Below are 15,658 nucleotides of genomic sequence, written 5' to 3'. Positions count from 1 at the left end.
GGCTGGTCGATCCCGGGTCAGCGATTAGGCTGCTGCAAACAAGTTCAGGTGTTTGAGGCCCAGTGCAGCTTGCGAATAAAAACGTGCTCGTTTTAGGGGCTTATGGCTTTATCGGCGCTGCTGTTACGCGGTCGTTGCGGGCTGAGGGCGCGCGTGTTTCGGCCTTTGTGCGCAGCGGGAAATCGGCCGCGCAGGTTCTCGGCGACGTTCCGCAGATACAGGGCGATTTGCGGGCCTGTTTGCAGCCCGAGGATTGGGACCGTCACCTGCATCGCATTGATTGCGTCGTGAACTGTGCGGGCGCTTTGCAGGATGGGCCGGTCGATGATCTTGAGGCCGTGCACCATACCGCCATTGCCGCTTTGGGCCGGGCATGTGCCGACAAAGCCATCGCCGTTGTCCAAATATCAGCCATCGGGGCCGAACCCGATGCCGACACTGATTTCATGCGCACCAAGGCGGCAGGTGACGCTGCGCTGCGAGCCTGCGGTGTTCCGTTGTGGATCGTCAAGCCTGGGCTGGTTATCGGGCAGTCGGATTATGGTGGCACCGCGCTGTTGCGGATGCTGGCGGCAGTGCCTTTGGTTCAGCCCATCGCATTTCCCGATACCCCCGTTCAATGCGTCGGGATGCCGGACCTGTGCCGCGTTGTTGTGCAGGCCGTAGCGCAGGACTTGCCGCAGGGGGCCTATGATCTGGTCGAAGATTCACCCTCGAGCTTGTCCGACGTGCTTGACGAAACCCGCAAATGGATGGGGTTCCCGGCTGCGCGGCTCAGGGCGGCAGTGCCGGGGGTGCTGACCGACCTGATCTCGGCCTGTGCGGACGGGCTGGGGTATTTGGGGTGGCGCTCGCCCTTGCGCAGCAATGCGATGACGGTGATGGCCGACGGAGTGGTGGGTGACCCAGAGCCCTACCGTGCGGCCACCGGCCAATCGCTGACCAGCTTGCCGCAGATTTACGCCGGCCTGACTTGTTCGCGCGAGCATCGGTTGGCCGCGCGGATGTCGATGCTGATGCCTCTGGTTGTTGCCGTGTTGAGCCTGTTCTGGCTGCTGTCCGGTCTGTTTGGCTTGATCAGCCTGCCAAAGGCCGCGGCCATTGTGACCGATGCCGGGTGGAGCATGGCCATGGCTGTTGCAAGTGTCCTGTTCTGGTCCTTTGTCGATATCGCGCTGGGCCTTGCCGTTCTGTGGCGCCCGTGGGCGGCGCGCGCCTGTCTGGTGCAGGTTGCCGTTGCCATGGTTTACCTGCTGGTCGCCAGTTTCACCGTCCCCGGCCTGTGGCTCGACCCACTCGGTCCGCTGATCAAGATATTGCCGGCGATGACGTTGTCGCTGATCGCCTGGCCACTGTTGCAGAGTCGCTGATGGACCCGGACCTGATCCTGCGCTGGTTGCACATCATCGGAGCTTGCGTCCTGCTGGGCACCGGCGCTGGGATCGCGTTTTTCATGCTGATCGCGCACCGATCGGGCGATGCCCGGTTTATCGCGCAGACCGCCGGGATCGTGGTTCTGGCCGATCTGTTGTTCACAACAACAGCCGTTATCGCCCAGCCCATAACCGGAGGGTTGCTGGCCTGGCGGCTGGGCTGGCCCCTGACCGAGGGGTGGATACTGGCTTCGCTGGTGTTATACGCCGTGGCCGGGGTTTTCTGGTTGCCGGTCGTGTGGATACAGGTGCGGATGCGAGGGCTGGCACAGGTGGCGGCTGATCGCGCAGTGCCGCTGCCACAAGCTTATCACCGCCTGTTCCGCATCTGGTTCGCCTGCGGGTTTCCGGCTTTTGCAGCGGTGCTGATCATCCTCTGGCTGATGATCGCACGCCCAACGATTGGGTGGGTTTAGCCCGTGGGCTTGCGGGCAAGTCAGCGGGATTTCTGACTGTTGCCCGCAGCGCGCCTCGGGTAGCTTGGCCTTGAAACCAACCGGAGAGCCCATTGGAATCCCTGCTTGTTCTTGTCGGATTGATCGTGCTGGCCATACCGGTGGCCATCATTGTTCTGCTTGTCGGCCACACCCGCCTGCGCCGTCGGGTCGAGCGGTTGGAACAGCAACTGCGCGCGCTGGGCGGAGATGTAACTGAGGCACGCCCGGTTTCCGCCCAGTCAGAGCCGCGTAAACCGACCGAAAAACCGGACAAGCCACCGAAGCCCGCCCCATGGTCCAAGCCTCAAACGTCCGAACCTGTCTCAGAGCAGTCCCCACCGGCCGCTGTTGTGTTTCGCGAAGACCGCCTGTCTGCGCTTACAGTCTGGTTGCGGGAGAACTGGTTTTATGCGGTGTCTGCCTTGTCGCTGGCACTGGCTGGAATTTTTCTGGTGCAATACGGCGTCGAAAACGGGTTGTTACCTCCGTCCGCCCGCGTAATTGCCGCGTTGCTTTTTGGTGCGGCAATGATCGTTGCGGGGGAGGTGATCAGGCGCAGGTATGGCGATGACGAAACCTCAGCCACCGCGTATTTGCCCTCGGTCTTTTCCGGCGCTGGTCTGGTCACCTTGTTCGGAGGCATTTTGGCTGCAAGGCAGCTTTATGACCTGATTGGCCCCGAGGCTGCGTTGGCCGCGATGGTTGTGATCGCGGTGCTGGGATTGGTCTTGGGCTGGTTCCACGGCCCCTTGCTGGCCGCCGTCGGTTTGATCGGAGCCTTTTCAACCCCCTTCGTCGTTGGCGGAACCTCCGAGGACCCAAGCTGGCTGTATGCCTATTTCTTCGTGATCGCCGTGTTGGGTTTGGGGATCGATACGGTGCGGCGCTGGGCGTGGATATCGGCCCTCACGTTGTTCGGCGCGTACACCGCTTGCCTGCTGTTGGTGTTGTCCTCACCGATGACCGAGCCAGCCTATCTGATCTGCGTCGCGGCGCTGGCGGTGATTGCGATTGCCATCCCGGTTCGGCGCCTGTGGCCCGATCATGGCGGCGCGATGATCAGCCAGAGCATAGGGCGCAAAAAGGGGGATGCGTGGCCCGAATTTCCAACCCGGATTGGCTTTGCCGCAGTTGCCGTGAGTTCAGCGATATTGTCGGTGCACTGGGCCGATAGCCCGGCAGAGTTTTGGCTGGGGGTTGCATTGCTGGCGGGGCTGACGCTTGGATTGATGCTGTGGGGCAGAAGGGCAGAGGCCTTGCAAGACGCGACTGCGTTGCCCGCGATTGGCCTCATTTGGTTTGTTCTGGTGCATGGCTGGGACAATAGCGTTGTCCTGCGCCAATTTGCTGAAACTTATGCCGAAACTGCCGAGGCGGATTACCCTTGGGTGGTCACGATCCTGATCATTCTGGGCGCGGTGATTTCCGTCATCGCAGCGTGGCGTTCGATGCAGGCCCGCAGATTTGCCGCCGTTTGGGCCGGCGCGGCTGACGTTTTCGCGCCTGCCTTGGCTATTGCGCTTGAGGTCGGCTGGCACCCTGCAAACGTCATCGGAGCCTATCCGTGGGCACTGCATGGCATCGCCTTGGGCGTTCTGATGGTTGTCTTTGCCGAGCGCTTTGCGCGCGTTGACGGCGACCAACGGATGCGCGCCTCTTTGGCGACGCTTTCGGCGCTGTCCTGTTTGACCTTTGCCTGTGTCATCGTCCTCAGTTCGGCAGCGCTGACCATAGCTCTGGTCGTAATGGTTGTCGTGGCCGCCGCGCTGGATCGCAAATTCACCCTGCCGCCGATGAGTTGGTTCATCTGGGTCGGCGTGTTCACCGTCACGGTGCGGCTGGTCCTGAACCCGGGGTTGGACTGGGCCAGCACGGCGCCAGTGACCGAGATGGCATTGGTCTACACCGCGGCCACCTTTGGGTTCCTGATTGGGTGGCTGTTGATCCGTCCATTGGACCGCCCCGTGGCAACGCTGCTTTTGGAGAGCGCGGCTTGGGCGACCGGGGGCATTCTGTTGTCGCTTCTTCTGGAGCGCTGGTTGCAGAGCTTTGGTGAAGGAAACGCCACCAACAGCCATTGGGGGCTGGGCCTGCTCGCGATCATCTGGCTACTGTTGGCGTTTGCACAGGTGCAGCGGTTCGAACTGGGCGGCAAGCTGAACTATGCCCGTTATCTGCTGGCTGCGTTCTTTGCCGGTCATGGCCTCTTTCGGATGGCTCAGGCGTTGGCTGAAGCGAACCCGTTGCTCAGTACGGTTGCGCCACCGGTTCTGGGGCCGCCGGTGTTGAACACGTTGGCCGTCGCCTATTTGCTGCCTGCTCTGGCCATTGGTTTCTCGGTTTGGCGCATCCACGCGACGCCGCTTTGGCTCAAGCGCGCCAGTTGGGGGCTCAGCGGCCTTTTGGCGGCGGTTTGGCTGGGCCTGATAATCCGTCACGTTTGGCAAGGGGCTGGTGGCATGTATGAAGGCAACGGTGTGACCCAGCCCGAGCTTTACACCTATACCATGGCCCTGCTGGCGATCGGGGCGGCGCTGTTCTACCAATCGCTGGCGCGCCGATCCGACCTGATGCGCAAGGCGGGGCTGGCGGTGATCGGACTGGCCGTAGCAAAGGTATTCTTGATCGATATCGCCGGGCTTGGCGGGTTGATCCGGGTGTTCTCGCTGCTGGCACTGGGCCTTGCGCTGGCCGGTCTCGCGTGGCTCAACCGCTGGGCCAAGCTGCGCCATTTGCCGCAGGGGGCGGACCCTCTGGACCATTAGGCGCGGGCGTCTTATAAGCGCGGCCATGTATGACCGTTTGGCCATCATTATCCGAATTATATCCCCGGCGCTCTGACCCTCTGAGACGCCGGGCAAAGGTGTTTGAGACTTCGCACCGACCGCTTCGATCCTAGTACGACCAGATCATCCAAAGGACGCCCCCAATGTGCGCCGACACGATCCAGACACCTGATTACAAAGACACGCTGAACCTGCCCAAAACCGAATTCCCCATGCGCGCTGGTCTGCCCAAGCGCGAACCCGCATGGCTGGAACGGTGGGAAACCATCGGCGTCTACGACCGCCTGCGCGAAAAAGAGGGCCGCGCGCCCTTTACGCTGCATGATGGCCCCCCCTACGCGAACGGCCACCTGCATATTGGTCACGCGTTAAACAAGACCATCAAGGACATGATCGTGCGCAGCCATCAGATGATGGGCTTCGATGCGCGCTATGTGCCCGGCTGGGACTGCCACGGTCTGCCAATCGAATGGAAGATCGAAGAGCAGTACCGCAAGAAGGGTAAGAATAAGGACGAAGTGAACGTCGTCGATTTCCGTCAGGAATGCCGGAAGTTCGCCGAGGGCTGGATCGACATTCAGCGTGAAGAGTTCAAGCGTCTTGGCATCACTGGTAACTGGGCCGATCCCTATATCACCATGGACTATCACGCCGAAGCCGTGATCGCCGACGAGTTCATGAAGTTCCTGATGAACGGCACGCTCTATCAGGGCTCGAAGCCCGTGATGTGGTCGCCCATCGAAAAGACCGCTTTGGCTGAGGCCGAAGTCGAGTATCACGACAAGGAAAGCTTCACCATCTGGGTGAAGTTCAAGGTCGTGAACGCGGGCGATTTGGATGACGCATTTGTTGTGATCTGGACGACCACCCCGTGGACCATGCCGTCCAACAAGGCGGTCGTTTTTGGCAAGGACATCTCCTACGGTCTGTACGAAGTCACCGGCGCTCCGGAAGAATGCTGGGCTGCGGTGGGCGACAAGTTCCTGCTGGCCGACAATCTGGCCGCCGATGTGCTTGGCCGTGCCCGTCTGAACGACGATCAGTGGACCCGCGTCCGTGACGTGACCACCGATGAACTGGCAGGTGTGCAACTGACCCACCCGCTGGCCGGGGCCGAGGGCGGCAATGGCGAATGGGACGATATCCGCGACTTCCGCGCTGCCGATTTCGTTACCGATACCGAAGGTACCGGTTTCGTCCACTGTGCGCCCTCGCACGGTATGGAAGAATTCGAGCTGTACCGCGATCTGGGTATGCTGGAACAGGTCATCACCTATAACGTGATGGATGATGGCAGCTTCCGCGCCGACCTGCCGTTCTTTGGCGGCAAGTACATCCTGTCCCGCAAGGGCGGCGAGGGTGATGCGAACAAGGCCGTGATCGACAAGCTGGTCGAGGTTGGCGGTCTGCTGGCGCGTGGCAAGATCAAACACAGCTATCCGCATTCGTGGCGTTCGAAAGCTCCGATCATCTATCGCAACACGCCGCAATGGTTTGCATCCGTTGACCGCAAGCTGAACGATGGCATGGGCGAGATGGGGGATACCATCCGTGAACGCGCCCTGCGCTCGATCGACGAACTGGTGAAGTGGACACCGCAGACCGGCCGCAACCGCCTGTATTCGATGATCGAAGCGCGCCCGGACTGGGTTCTGTCGCGCCAGCGTGCATGGGGCGTGCCGCTGACCTGCTTCACCAAGAAGGGGGCTCTGCCGACCGACGCCGATTACCTGCTGCGCAACGAAGACCTGAACGCCCGCATCAAGGCGGCGTTCGAGAAGGACGGCGCGGATATCTGGTACACTGAAGGGTTCAAGGAGCAGGTGCTGGACGGCATCGCCAACCCGGACGAATACGATCAGGTGTTCGACGTGCTGGACGTGTGGTTCGACTCGGGCTCGACCCACGCCTTTGTTCTGCGTGACCGTGAGGACGGTACCGAAGACGGCATCGCCGACGTCTATATGGAAGGCACCGACCAGCATCGCGGTTGGTTCCATTCGTCCATGCTGCAGGCCTGTGGCACCAAGGGTCGTGCACCGTATCGCAATGTGGTGACCCACGGCTTTACGCTGGATGCCAAGGGCAACAAGATGTCCAAGTCGTTGGGCAACACCATCGTGCCGGAAGAGGTCGTCAAACAATACGGCGCCGATATCCTGCGCCTGTGGGTGGCTCAGACCGACTATACCGCTGACCAGCGGATCGGGCCGGAGATTCTGAAAGGCACCGCCGACAGCTATCGCCGCTTGCGCAACACCATGCGGTTCATGCTGGGCTCGCTGGCCGATTTCACCGAAGCCGACCGTGTCGCGCCCGAAGAGATGCCGCGCCTGGAACGATGGGTCCTGAGCCGTCTGGCCGATCTGGATGAGCAGGTGCGCAAAGGTTACGCCGCGTTCGATTTCCAAGGTGTGTTCAGTGCTGTGTTCACCTTTGCCACGGTCGATCTGTCGTCCTTCTATTTCGACGTCCGCAAAGATGCGCTGTATTGCGACGGCGACAGCCTGCGCCGCCGCGCGGCCCGCACCGTTCTGGACATCCTGTTCCACCGCCTGACCACATGGCTGGCTCCGGTTCTGGTTTTCACCATGGAAGAGGTCTGGCTGGAGCGGTTCCCGGGCGATGACAGCTCGGTCCATCTGGTGGACTTTCCGGACACGCCCGCCGATTGGCGCAACGAGGTGATGGAAACCTACATGGCCAAGGTGCGCCGCGTGCGCCGCGCCGTGACTGCCGCGCTGGAGGTCCAGCGTCAGGACAAGGTGATCGGTTCCAGCCTTGAGGCCGCGCCGATCGTGCACGTCGAGGATCAGGAAACACGCGATCTGCTGGCAACCTTCGACGTGGATGACATGTGCATCACGTCCGGTTTGACGGTTACGGGCGACCCAGCCCCGGCCGAGGCGTTCCGCGTGCCAGAAATCGAAGGCGTCGCAGTGGTGTTCGAAAAGGCCGAGGGCGAGAAATGCCAGCGGTGCTGGAAAATCCTGCCCGATGTGGGCCGTCACGCCCACGCAGGTGTCTGCGGACGCTGCGACGAGGCGCTGAGCTAAGATCAAACCCCCGGCCCAACCGCCGGGGGTTTTTCGTTGCGCCGGGTGAAGTGATCTGAAACCCTGCGCCCATGCCTATGATTGCCGTAGAAACTCAGTTTGGTTGCCTCGGGGTCGAAGAGACTGATGGGACTATCACGCGCCTTGTGTGGAATGGCCAAAATGAAGGGCCTGAGACGCCGTTGTTGCGGGAAGCTGCCGCGCAGTTGACGGCCTATGATCAGGGGCGGCTGGAGCGGTTTGATCTGCCCTACCGCGTGCAAGGATCGACGTTTCAGCAGCAGGTCTGTGATCTGATGTACGCAATCCCTTTGGGCGAAACCCGCACCTATGGTGATATCGCCAAAGAGCTTGGGCAGCCGCCACAACCCGTGGGGCAAGCCTGCGGAGCAAACCCGATCCCGGTCATCATCCCCTGTCACCGGGTGCTTGCGGCCAACGGTCTTGGCGGTTTTTCCGGGGATGGAGGGGTTGAGACCAAGGTGGCCCTGTTGCGCCACGAACGAGCGGCAGGCCTGCTGATTTGACGGTCGGAATTCTGTTGCAATCCGGCGGTTTGAGGCCCAACTTGTATCAGACAGAGAATTCAAAGGACCGCATTGCATGACCGCCCAAACAGATACGGCCACCCGCAAAAAGGCTATTATTGACAGATTGATGTCACTGGAGGAGCAGGAGTTGGCAACCGCCCAGGCGCATTATGATGCCTTTCTGAAGGATTCCCAGCTGGATGACCGGGAAGGGCACGACAAGGACGACATCGCGGCCTCACGCGAGAACGCGGATTTGGCGGCTGCCTTTGATGCCCCCGTGCACGCCCATCACGCCAAGATCGACGTGATCGAAAATACTGATTTCAGTGTGACCGACACGGTGCAGCCCGGCGCGGTGGTCAAGTTCAACAATCGCCGCTTTGTGGTCTGTGTCTCGACCACGCGGTTTGATGTGGACGGCAAGACCTATATGGGGATCTCAACCCAAAGCCCGATCTACCTGTCGATGGTCGGCCTGCAAGAGGGTGACGTCTTTACCCATAACGGCACCGAGTTCGAGGTTCAGGAAGTCCTGTAATCGACGCTTTTGCGCTGCGGTATGATCTGCTGCGCAATCCCCGCCGAAACCAGATAAAGGCTGGTGATCACCAGACCCCAATGCGCCCAGCTTTCGGGATGGAAATCGACCCAAGCGGCCCAGCCAGCAAAAAAGGTCCAGGCAAAGGCCATGGGCAATGATACGGTACGCCAGCGCTCGGTTCGGACCGGGTGGATGAACTTCAGCGGCAAGAACATCGCCAGTGACAGCAGCGACACCAGCAGCAGGATGACCCAAAAATTGGGCTCCAGCGCGAAGATCACGATGACGAACATGTTCCAGCAGCCGGGAAAGCCGGAAAAGGAGTTGTCCTTTGTTTTCATGCGCGTATCTGCGAAATACATCGCGCTGGCAAAGGTGATGACGATGATCGCGAACCAGCCGGTCCACCCGTCCATCAACCCGGATTTGAACAACGCATAGGCCGGGATGAAGACATAAGTCAGATAGTCGATGATCAGATCCAGCAGCACACCATCAAATTCGGGCGCGTTCTTCTTGACGTGGTAGTGTCGGGCCAGAGGGCCGTCGATACCGTCCACGATGAACGAGACCACCAGCCACAGATACATCAGGCTCCATTTCTCTTCGACAGCAGCCAGCATGGCCAGCATTGCGAAAACGGCGCCGGTGGCGGTGAACAGATGGACGAAAAGCGCTTTGAATCTAAGGGTCATGCAGGTGTCATGACCGATGCGTTCGCCAGATGCAAACCAAAAGCCGGGTTAAGATGAATGGCTGACGCCACGATGCCAAGACATCACGCTTTGGGGTGCGAGCGGTTGTAGACTTCCATCAACCTTGCCGTATCGACGGCCGTGTAGGTTTGGGTGGTTGAGAGCGACGCGTGGCCCAGCAGTTCCTGAATGGCGCGCAGGTCGCCCCCGGCGGACAATAGATGGGTTGCAAAGCTGTGCCTAAGGGCGTGCGGCGTGGCCGTCGCGGGCAGGCCGAGTTGCATCCGAGCCTTGGCCATCACCCCCTGAATGGCTCGCGGGTTCAGCGGTCCGCCACGTACGCCGCGGAACAGCGCCTTGTCCTTGTCTTGCAGGTGCGGGCATAGCTGAAGGTAGTAATCCACAGCTGCGCGGGCGGCGGGCAGGACTGGCACGATCCGTTCTTTGTTGCCTTTGCCGACGATTCGCAGGGTCTCGGGCAGGGGGGCATCAGCGCCGGTCAGAGAGAGCGCCTCGGAAATACGCAACCCGCAACCGTAGAGCAGTGTGACCACGGCCACATCGCGGGCCGAGACCCAATCGTTGGTCGATTGCAGTTCGACCGTTTCGATCATGGCGCGGGCGGCGTCTTCGGCCAGTGGGCGGGGCAGCTTCTTGGTGAATTTTGGCGCTCGGGTCGACAGGACGGCGGTGGGTTCAAACCCCTCACGCTCGGCCAGCCAGCGGTAGAAGCTTTTGACGGCTGAGAGTTTGCGCGCCAGCGATCGCGCGCCGACGCCCGAGGCGCGCTGATCCGCCATCCACGCACGCATGTCGGACACGGTGATCCGGGCCAGCGCCGCCAGCCCCTGACGTTCGCTGTGGTGCAGGGTCATAAACGACAGGAAGTCTGTCACATCCCCGCGATAAGCGGTTTTCGTGTTCTCGGACCGTCCGGCCAGCGCCCCTAAACTGTCCAACCAATGCTGCAAGGCATCGCGGCAGGCTGGGGAGATCAGGCTCAAGACAGCCAGTGGCGCATCGAGCGTTCGAACACGCCAGCGAAAAAGGACAGCAGATCGGTGCCCAGTTGCGGGGTGAAGTGGTTTGCGTCCTTGGCGCCCATGACGATCATGCCGGGCAGACGGCCTTCACCCAGATTCAGCCTCAGGCAGGCCTCAGAGCGGAACTGGTTGGCCTTGGCGCCGAAAATCCGAGGGTTGGCCTGTGCGATCGGGCGCAGGACAACTTGCCGGGCCGGACCGCCACGGTCCTGACTGAGATAGGCATCGACGGCCCCAGGCTCGACCACGGTGAGAACACCGCCCAGATTTTCGATGGCCGGGTCTTCCTGACGGACAGTGGTTTCCAGAACCAGGGTGATGTGGTCCACCCGCAGGATATCGGCAATTTCATCGCCCAGTGTGCGCAGGAAATCCTCGAATTCTACGGGTTCCAGCAGGCGAAGTATCGCGCGGTGCACCTGATTGGTGCCTGCGAGGTTTTCATACGCCGCTGCAATGACAGAGCGGTGCGTATCCTCGAGCCGGTCCAGCCGGGCCTCAAGCCGTTGCATGGCGATGCCGCGCAAGTCTATGACATTGTCACCGCGTGCGTGTTCGTTGGCGGCCACCAGCGCCTGCATCAGATCCTTGTCATCCAGCACTGCGTCTGGTTCGGCCAGAATCGCGGCGCGGAGATTATCCTTGAGTTTGGTGTTGCTGCTCATGTCCCGTCCGGTCTTTTTTTGTTGGCGGGCTTATAACACGGAATGCGACAATTGCCTTGGGAAAAATGCAGGTAAAAGTGGATTTCCTATGGGGATGTGTCGGAAAGGCTCCCGCCTGCAACATCCTGATCCAAGATCAGGTTTTGCAGTTGGGCCGGGCGCGGCGCCTGACGGCGCCGCGCGGTCGCGTATAAGATCAGAGGATTTTCTGACCGGTCTTGGCCCAGTCGGCCAGGAAGGTCTCAAGGCCTTTGTCGGTCAGCGGGTGGTCGGCCAGTTTCTTGATCACGCCCGGAGGCGCGGTGATCACATCGGCACCGATGCGGGCGCTGTCAGTTACGTGGTTCACGGTACGGATTGAGGCGGCGAGGATTTCGGTTTCGAACCCGTAGTTGTCGTAGATCTGACGGATATCCGCGATCAGGTCCATGCCGTCGAGGTTGATGTCGTCCAGACGGCCAATAAAGGGTGAGATGAAGGTCGCGCCCGCTTTGGCAGCCAAAAGCGCCTGATTGGCCGAGAAGCACAGGGTCACGTTGACCATCTGACCTTCGTCACTGAGTGTTTTGCAGGTTTTCAGGCCGGCCCACGTCAGCGGCACTTTGACCGCGATGTTCGGTGCGATCTTGGCTAGCTTGCGGCCTTCGGCGATCATGTCGTCAGCCTCGGTGGCGACGACCTCGGCGGACACGGGGCCGTCGACCAGATCACAGATCTCTTTTGTCACTTCCAGAATGTCGCGGCCCGATTTCAGGATCAGCGACGGGTTGGTGGTCACGCCATCCACCATGCCCAGATCGTTCAGTTCGGCGATGGCGTCGATCTCGGCGGTGTCTACGAAGAATTTCATGAGGGCAGTCCTTTGATGGGTTGGCCTTGGTCGCGGATGCCTTTACCTCAAAGAGACCCATGCTGAAACCCCCTGACAAGGATATGCGGTGAGCACTCAGGAGTTTTTCGACCACGGTGAGTTGGTGGCGGTGCTGACCACGCAGCCGCTGGACCGGACGCTGGATTACAAGGCGCCCGAGGGCGGGTGTTTTCTGGGCGCGTTTGTCGAGGTGCCTTTGGGGCCGCGCAAGGTTTTGGGTGTGGTGTGGGGGCCGGGGCAGGGCGGCTTTGACTTGGCCAAGGCGCGGTCGGTGATCCGCGTGCTTGAGGTCGCACCGATGCGCGAGGAGATGCGGGTGTTTTTGGGTCGTGTCGCCGATTACACGCTGACCTCGATGCCCGCGATGCTGCGGCTGGCGACGCGCGCGCCGGGGCTGGGCGATCCGCCGTCGATGCGTAAGATCTACCGCCTTGGCGATGGTGAGCCGGATCGGATGACCGATGCGCGGACCCGTGTGCTGGAGGTATTGCGGGACTATGGCGGGCTGGCCTTTACGTTGAAGGAACTGGCCGAGCAGGCGGGCGTGACCTCGTCGGTTGTGAAGGGGCTGGTGAAACAGGGCGCTGTGTGCGAAGAGGACAGCCCTCGCGATCTGCCCTATCCGAATTTGGACCCCGACCTGCCGGGAAAAGAACTGACCGAGGATCAGGCGGCTGCAGTTGCCAAGTTGCAGGCCGGGCAGCGGACGGGTGATTACGGAACGACGTTGTTGAAAGGTGTCACCGGGTCGGGCAAAACCGAGGTTTATCTGGAAGCTGTAGCCGAGGCGCTGCGGATGGGGCGGCAGGCGTTGGTGTTATTGCCCGAGATTGCCCTGACCGCCGAATTCCTGACCCGGGTCGAGGCGCGGTTCGGCGCGCGGCCCGCCGAGTGGCATTCCGGTGCGACCATGACCGAACGCCGTCGGGTTTGGCGGATGGTCGGGCAAGGGGATGCGCAGTTGGTCGTGGGCGCGCGGTCCGCGCTGTTCTTGCCGTTTCGTGATCTGGGATTGGTCGTGGTCGATGAGGAACACGATACCTCCTACAAACAGGAAGACGGCGTGCACTACAGCGCCCGCGACATGGCGGTTCTGCGCTCGGCCATCTGCGGCGCGCGGGTGGTTCTGGCCAGCGCGACGCCATCTCTGGAAAGCTGGGCTAATGCCGAGGCGGGCAAGTATGAACGCCTCGACCTGACCTCGCGCTTCGGCGCTGCGGTTCTGCCCGAGATGAAGCCCATCGACATGCGGGCCGAGCAGATGCAGCCGGGGACGTGGATTTCTCCGTCACTGCGGCAGGCTGTGCGGCAGCGGATCGAACGGAGCGAGCAATCGCTTTTGTTCATCAACCGCCGCGGCTATGCGCCGGTGACTTTGTGCCGGGCCTGTGGTGAACAGATCGCGTGTGACCATTGCGATGCGCGGATGGTTGAACACCGGTTCCTGAAACGCCTGATGTGCCACCAATGCGGTGAGACCAAGCCAATGCCCGAGGCCTGCCCGTCTTGCGGGGTCGAGGGCAAGTTGGCGCCTGTCGGGCCGGGGATCGAACGTCTGGCGGAGGAGGCCGAGGCGGCATTCCCCGAGGCGAAGATTGCGATGCTCAGTTCCGATCTGTTTGGCTCGGCGCGGGCACTGAAGGCCAAGATCGAAGAGATAGCTGAGGGTGACGCGGATATTGTCATCGGCACGCAACTGGTGGCCAAAGGGCATAACTTTCCCAAACTGACGTTGGTGGGTGTGATCGATGCCGATCTCAGCCTGCACGGGGCCGACCTGCGGGCTGCTGAGCGGACGTTTCAATTGATGCGTCAGGTCGCGGGCCGAGCGGGCCGGGCGGACAAGCCGGGGCAAGCGCTGTTACAGACCTTTCAGCCGGAACACCCGGTGATCCGGGCCATCCTGTCGGGTGACGAAGAAGGGTTCTGGAAGGCCGAGGCTGCTGGGCGGCAGGCCGCCGGAGTGCCGCCCTATGGGCGCATGGCCGGGATCGTGCTGTCGGGGTCAGAGGTCGGGCCGGTTTTCGATATCGGCAATGCGATGGCCCGAAACGATGCGCATTTGCGGGATATCGGTGCGCAGGTCTTCGGTCCCGCCCCGGCACCAATTGCGCGTATCCGGGGACGTCACCGCGTGCGCCTGCTGGTCAAGGCCCCCAAGGGCGCGCCCATTCAGGATGCTATCGCCCGCTGGATCGCTCCTCTGCGCCTGAAAGGGGATATCCGCTTGACCGTCGATATCGATCCGCAAAACTTTTACTGAACCTGCGCCAACGCAGAGCCAGTGTGCGCGGCATCCTTGGCCCTCGCCAAACCAAGAAAATAGGCGTAGAGGGAGTCCCATGCTGAAACCCATGCCCCTATCCGAGGCGCAGAGCCTGCCGTTCTGGCGTCGCCCCATCACGCTCTTGTTCGTGATGGCGCTGACCATGCCTATCGCCTTCAACGCGTGGAGCGCGCTGCTCAATAACTTCGTCATCGAAGTGGCCAATTTCGACGGGGCGGATATCGGTCTGCTGCACACGGTGCGCGAGATTCCTGGTTTTCTGGCTGTCGGTGTGATCGCAGTGATCATCTTCGTGCGCGAACAGGTTCTGGCGATGATCTCGCTAATGATGCTGGGTGTGGCGACGGCGGTGACGGCGTGGTTCCCCAGCCTGGGCGGGTTGCTGTTCGTGACCTTGTTCAGTTCGATTGGTTTTCATTACTACGAAACGGTAAACCAGTCGCTGCAACTTCAATGGCTGCCCAAGGACCGTGCGCCACAGGTGCTGGGCTGGCTGGTGGCAATAGGCTCGGCGTCCACTGCGGTGGTTTACGGGCTAATCGTGCTGACCTGGGATCGGCTGGATCTGTCCTACAATTTCGTGTTCATGGCCGCAGGCGGGGTAACGGCACTGTTGGCTCTGTTCTGTCTGTTTGCCTATCCCCAATTCGATGCGCCCACGCCGCAGACCAAAAAGCTGGTCCTGCGCAAACGGTATTGGCTGTATTACGCGCTGCAATTCATGGCCGGTGCCCGGCGGCAGATTTTCGTCGTCTTTGCGGGTTTCATGATGGTCGAGAAGTTCGGCTTTGAAGTGCATGAGCTGACCAGCCTGTATCTAATCAACCTTGTGATCAACATGGCCGCCGCCCCGATGCTGGGCAAAGCAGTGTCAATGTTTGGCGAGCGGCGCACGCTGATTTTCGAATACGCGGGGCTGGCCATTGTCTTCGCAGCGTATGGCGGCATCTACTGGTTCGGCTGGGGCGTATTACTGGCGGCGATACTCTACGTGATTGACCACGTGCTTTTTGCGCTGGCGCTGGCGCTGAAAACCTACTTCCAGAAAATCGCTGACCCGGCCGATATCGCGCCCACGGCGGCCGTGGCCTTTACCATCAACCACATCGCAGCCGTGTTCCTGCCCGCGCTGTTGGGCCTGCTCTGGGTGGTATCACCCGGCGCGGTCTTTGGTCTGGCCGCCGCAATGGCACTGGTGTCGCTTGCCCTGTCGCTGCTGATCCCGCGCCACCCCGAGCCGGGCAATGAAACCATTCTTTCGAAATACGCTCCGGCCCCTGCGGAATAGGTGCCAACGCTTGACCTTGCCCA

12 protein-coding genes are annotated in these 15,658 nt (G+C 61.2%); 8 read left to right on the top strand and 4 right to left on the bottom strand.

What is annotated here, in order from left to right; genetic code table 11:
* Window positions 1-62 precede the first annotated feature (62 nt).
* The 6 genes from ACR0ER_RS06230 (at window position 63) to ACR0ER_RS06205 (ending at window position 8,783) form a co-directional block, all read left to right on the top strand.
* Window positions 63-1,370 carry an SDR family oxidoreductase gene (locus ACR0ER_RS06230; protein WP_480768161.1) on the top strand — a complete coding sequence of 436 codons (1,308 nt, stop codon included), beginning with the start codon at window positions 63-65 and terminating at the stop codon, window positions 1,368-1,370.
* Complete coding sequence (locus tag ACR0ER_RS06225; protein ID WP_480768160.1) at window positions 1,370-1,849, top strand: DUF2269 family protein; 480 nt, start codon at window positions 1,370-1,372, stop codon at window positions 1,847-1,849. The genes ACR0ER_RS06230 and ACR0ER_RS06225 overlap by 1 nt, the downstream gene beginning before the upstream one ends.
* A 92-nt stretch (window positions 1,850-1,941) precedes the next feature.
* On the top strand, window positions 1,942-4,635 hold the full coding sequence (locus ACR0ER_RS06220; protein ID WP_480768159.1) for a DUF2339 domain-containing protein: 2,694 nt from the start codon (window positions 1,942-1,944) through the stop codon (window positions 4,633-4,635).
* A 164-nt stretch (window positions 4,636-4,799) separates the two neighbouring features.
* Window positions 4,800-7,712 carry an isoleucine--tRNA ligase gene (gene ileS / locus ACR0ER_RS06215; protein WP_480768158.1) on the top strand — a complete coding sequence of 971 codons (2,913 nt, stop codon included), beginning with the start codon at window positions 4,800-4,802 and terminating at the stop codon, window positions 7,710-7,712.
* 71 nt (window positions 7,713-7,783) lie between these two features.
* Window positions 7,784-8,239, top strand: coding sequence for a methylated-DNA--[protein]-cysteine S-methyltransferase (locus ACR0ER_RS06210; protein ID WP_480768157.1), 456 nt, complete (start codon window positions 7,784-7,786; stop codon window positions 8,237-8,239).
* 76 nt (window positions 8,240-8,315) lie between these two features.
* Complete coding sequence (locus tag ACR0ER_RS06205; protein ID WP_170332825.1) at window positions 8,316-8,783, top strand: hypothetical protein; 468 nt, start codon at window positions 8,316-8,318, stop codon at window positions 8,781-8,783.
* Here ACR0ER_RS06205 and ACR0ER_RS06200 read toward each other — a convergent pair.
* The 4 genes from ACR0ER_RS06200 to fsa all read right to left on the bottom strand — a co-directional run bounded on the left by ACR0ER_RS06200 (window position 8,768) and on the right by fsa (window position 12,039).
* The gene (locus ACR0ER_RS06200; RefSeq protein WP_480768156.1) at window positions 8,768-9,481 is read right to left on the bottom strand and encodes a CDP-alcohol phosphatidyltransferase family protein; all 714 of its coding nucleotides are present in this window, start codon (window positions 9,479-9,481) and stop codon (window positions 8,768-8,770) included. The two genes, ACR0ER_RS06205 and ACR0ER_RS06200, sit on opposite strands and share 16 nt — an antisense overlap.
* 83 nt (window positions 9,482-9,564) lie before the next feature.
* A complete protein-coding gene (locus ACR0ER_RS06195; RefSeq protein ID WP_480768155.1) occupies window positions 9,565-10,485 on the bottom strand; it encodes a tyrosine recombinase XerC in 921 nt (306 codons plus the stop codon).
* Window positions 10,482-11,189 carry a DUF484 family protein gene (locus ACR0ER_RS06190; protein WP_480768154.1) on the bottom strand — a complete coding sequence of 236 codons (708 nt, stop codon included), beginning with the start codon at window positions 11,187-11,189 and terminating at the stop codon, window positions 10,482-10,484. The genes ACR0ER_RS06195 and ACR0ER_RS06190 overlap by 4 nt, the downstream gene beginning before the upstream one ends.
* 196 nt (window positions 11,190-11,385) lie before the next feature.
* The gene (fsa, locus tag ACR0ER_RS06185; RefSeq protein ID WP_170332816.1) at window positions 11,386-12,039 is read right to left on the bottom strand and encodes a fructose-6-phosphate aldolase; all 654 of its coding nucleotides are present in this window, start codon (window positions 12,037-12,039) and stop codon (window positions 11,386-11,388) included.
* A gap of 88 nt (window positions 12,040-12,127) precedes the next feature.
* Between fsa and ACR0ER_RS06180 the strand changes: the two genes are divergently transcribed.
* Window positions 12,128-14,323, top strand: a complete 2,196-nt coding sequence (locus ACR0ER_RS06180; RefSeq protein ID WP_480768153.1) for a primosomal protein N' — start codon at window positions 12,128-12,130, stop codon at window positions 14,321-14,323.
* Window positions 14,324-14,402: 79 nt separating this feature from the next.
* On the top strand, window positions 14,403-15,635 hold the full coding sequence (locus ACR0ER_RS06175; protein ID WP_170332811.1) for an MFS transporter: 1,233 nt from the start codon (window positions 14,403-14,405) through the stop codon (window positions 15,633-15,635).
* Window positions 15,636-15,658: the final 23 nt, after the last annotated feature.

Source organism: Ruegeria sp. CH8 (genome assembly GCF_056536985.1).
This window is presented reverse-complemented; position numbering and strand designations above follow the sequence as displayed.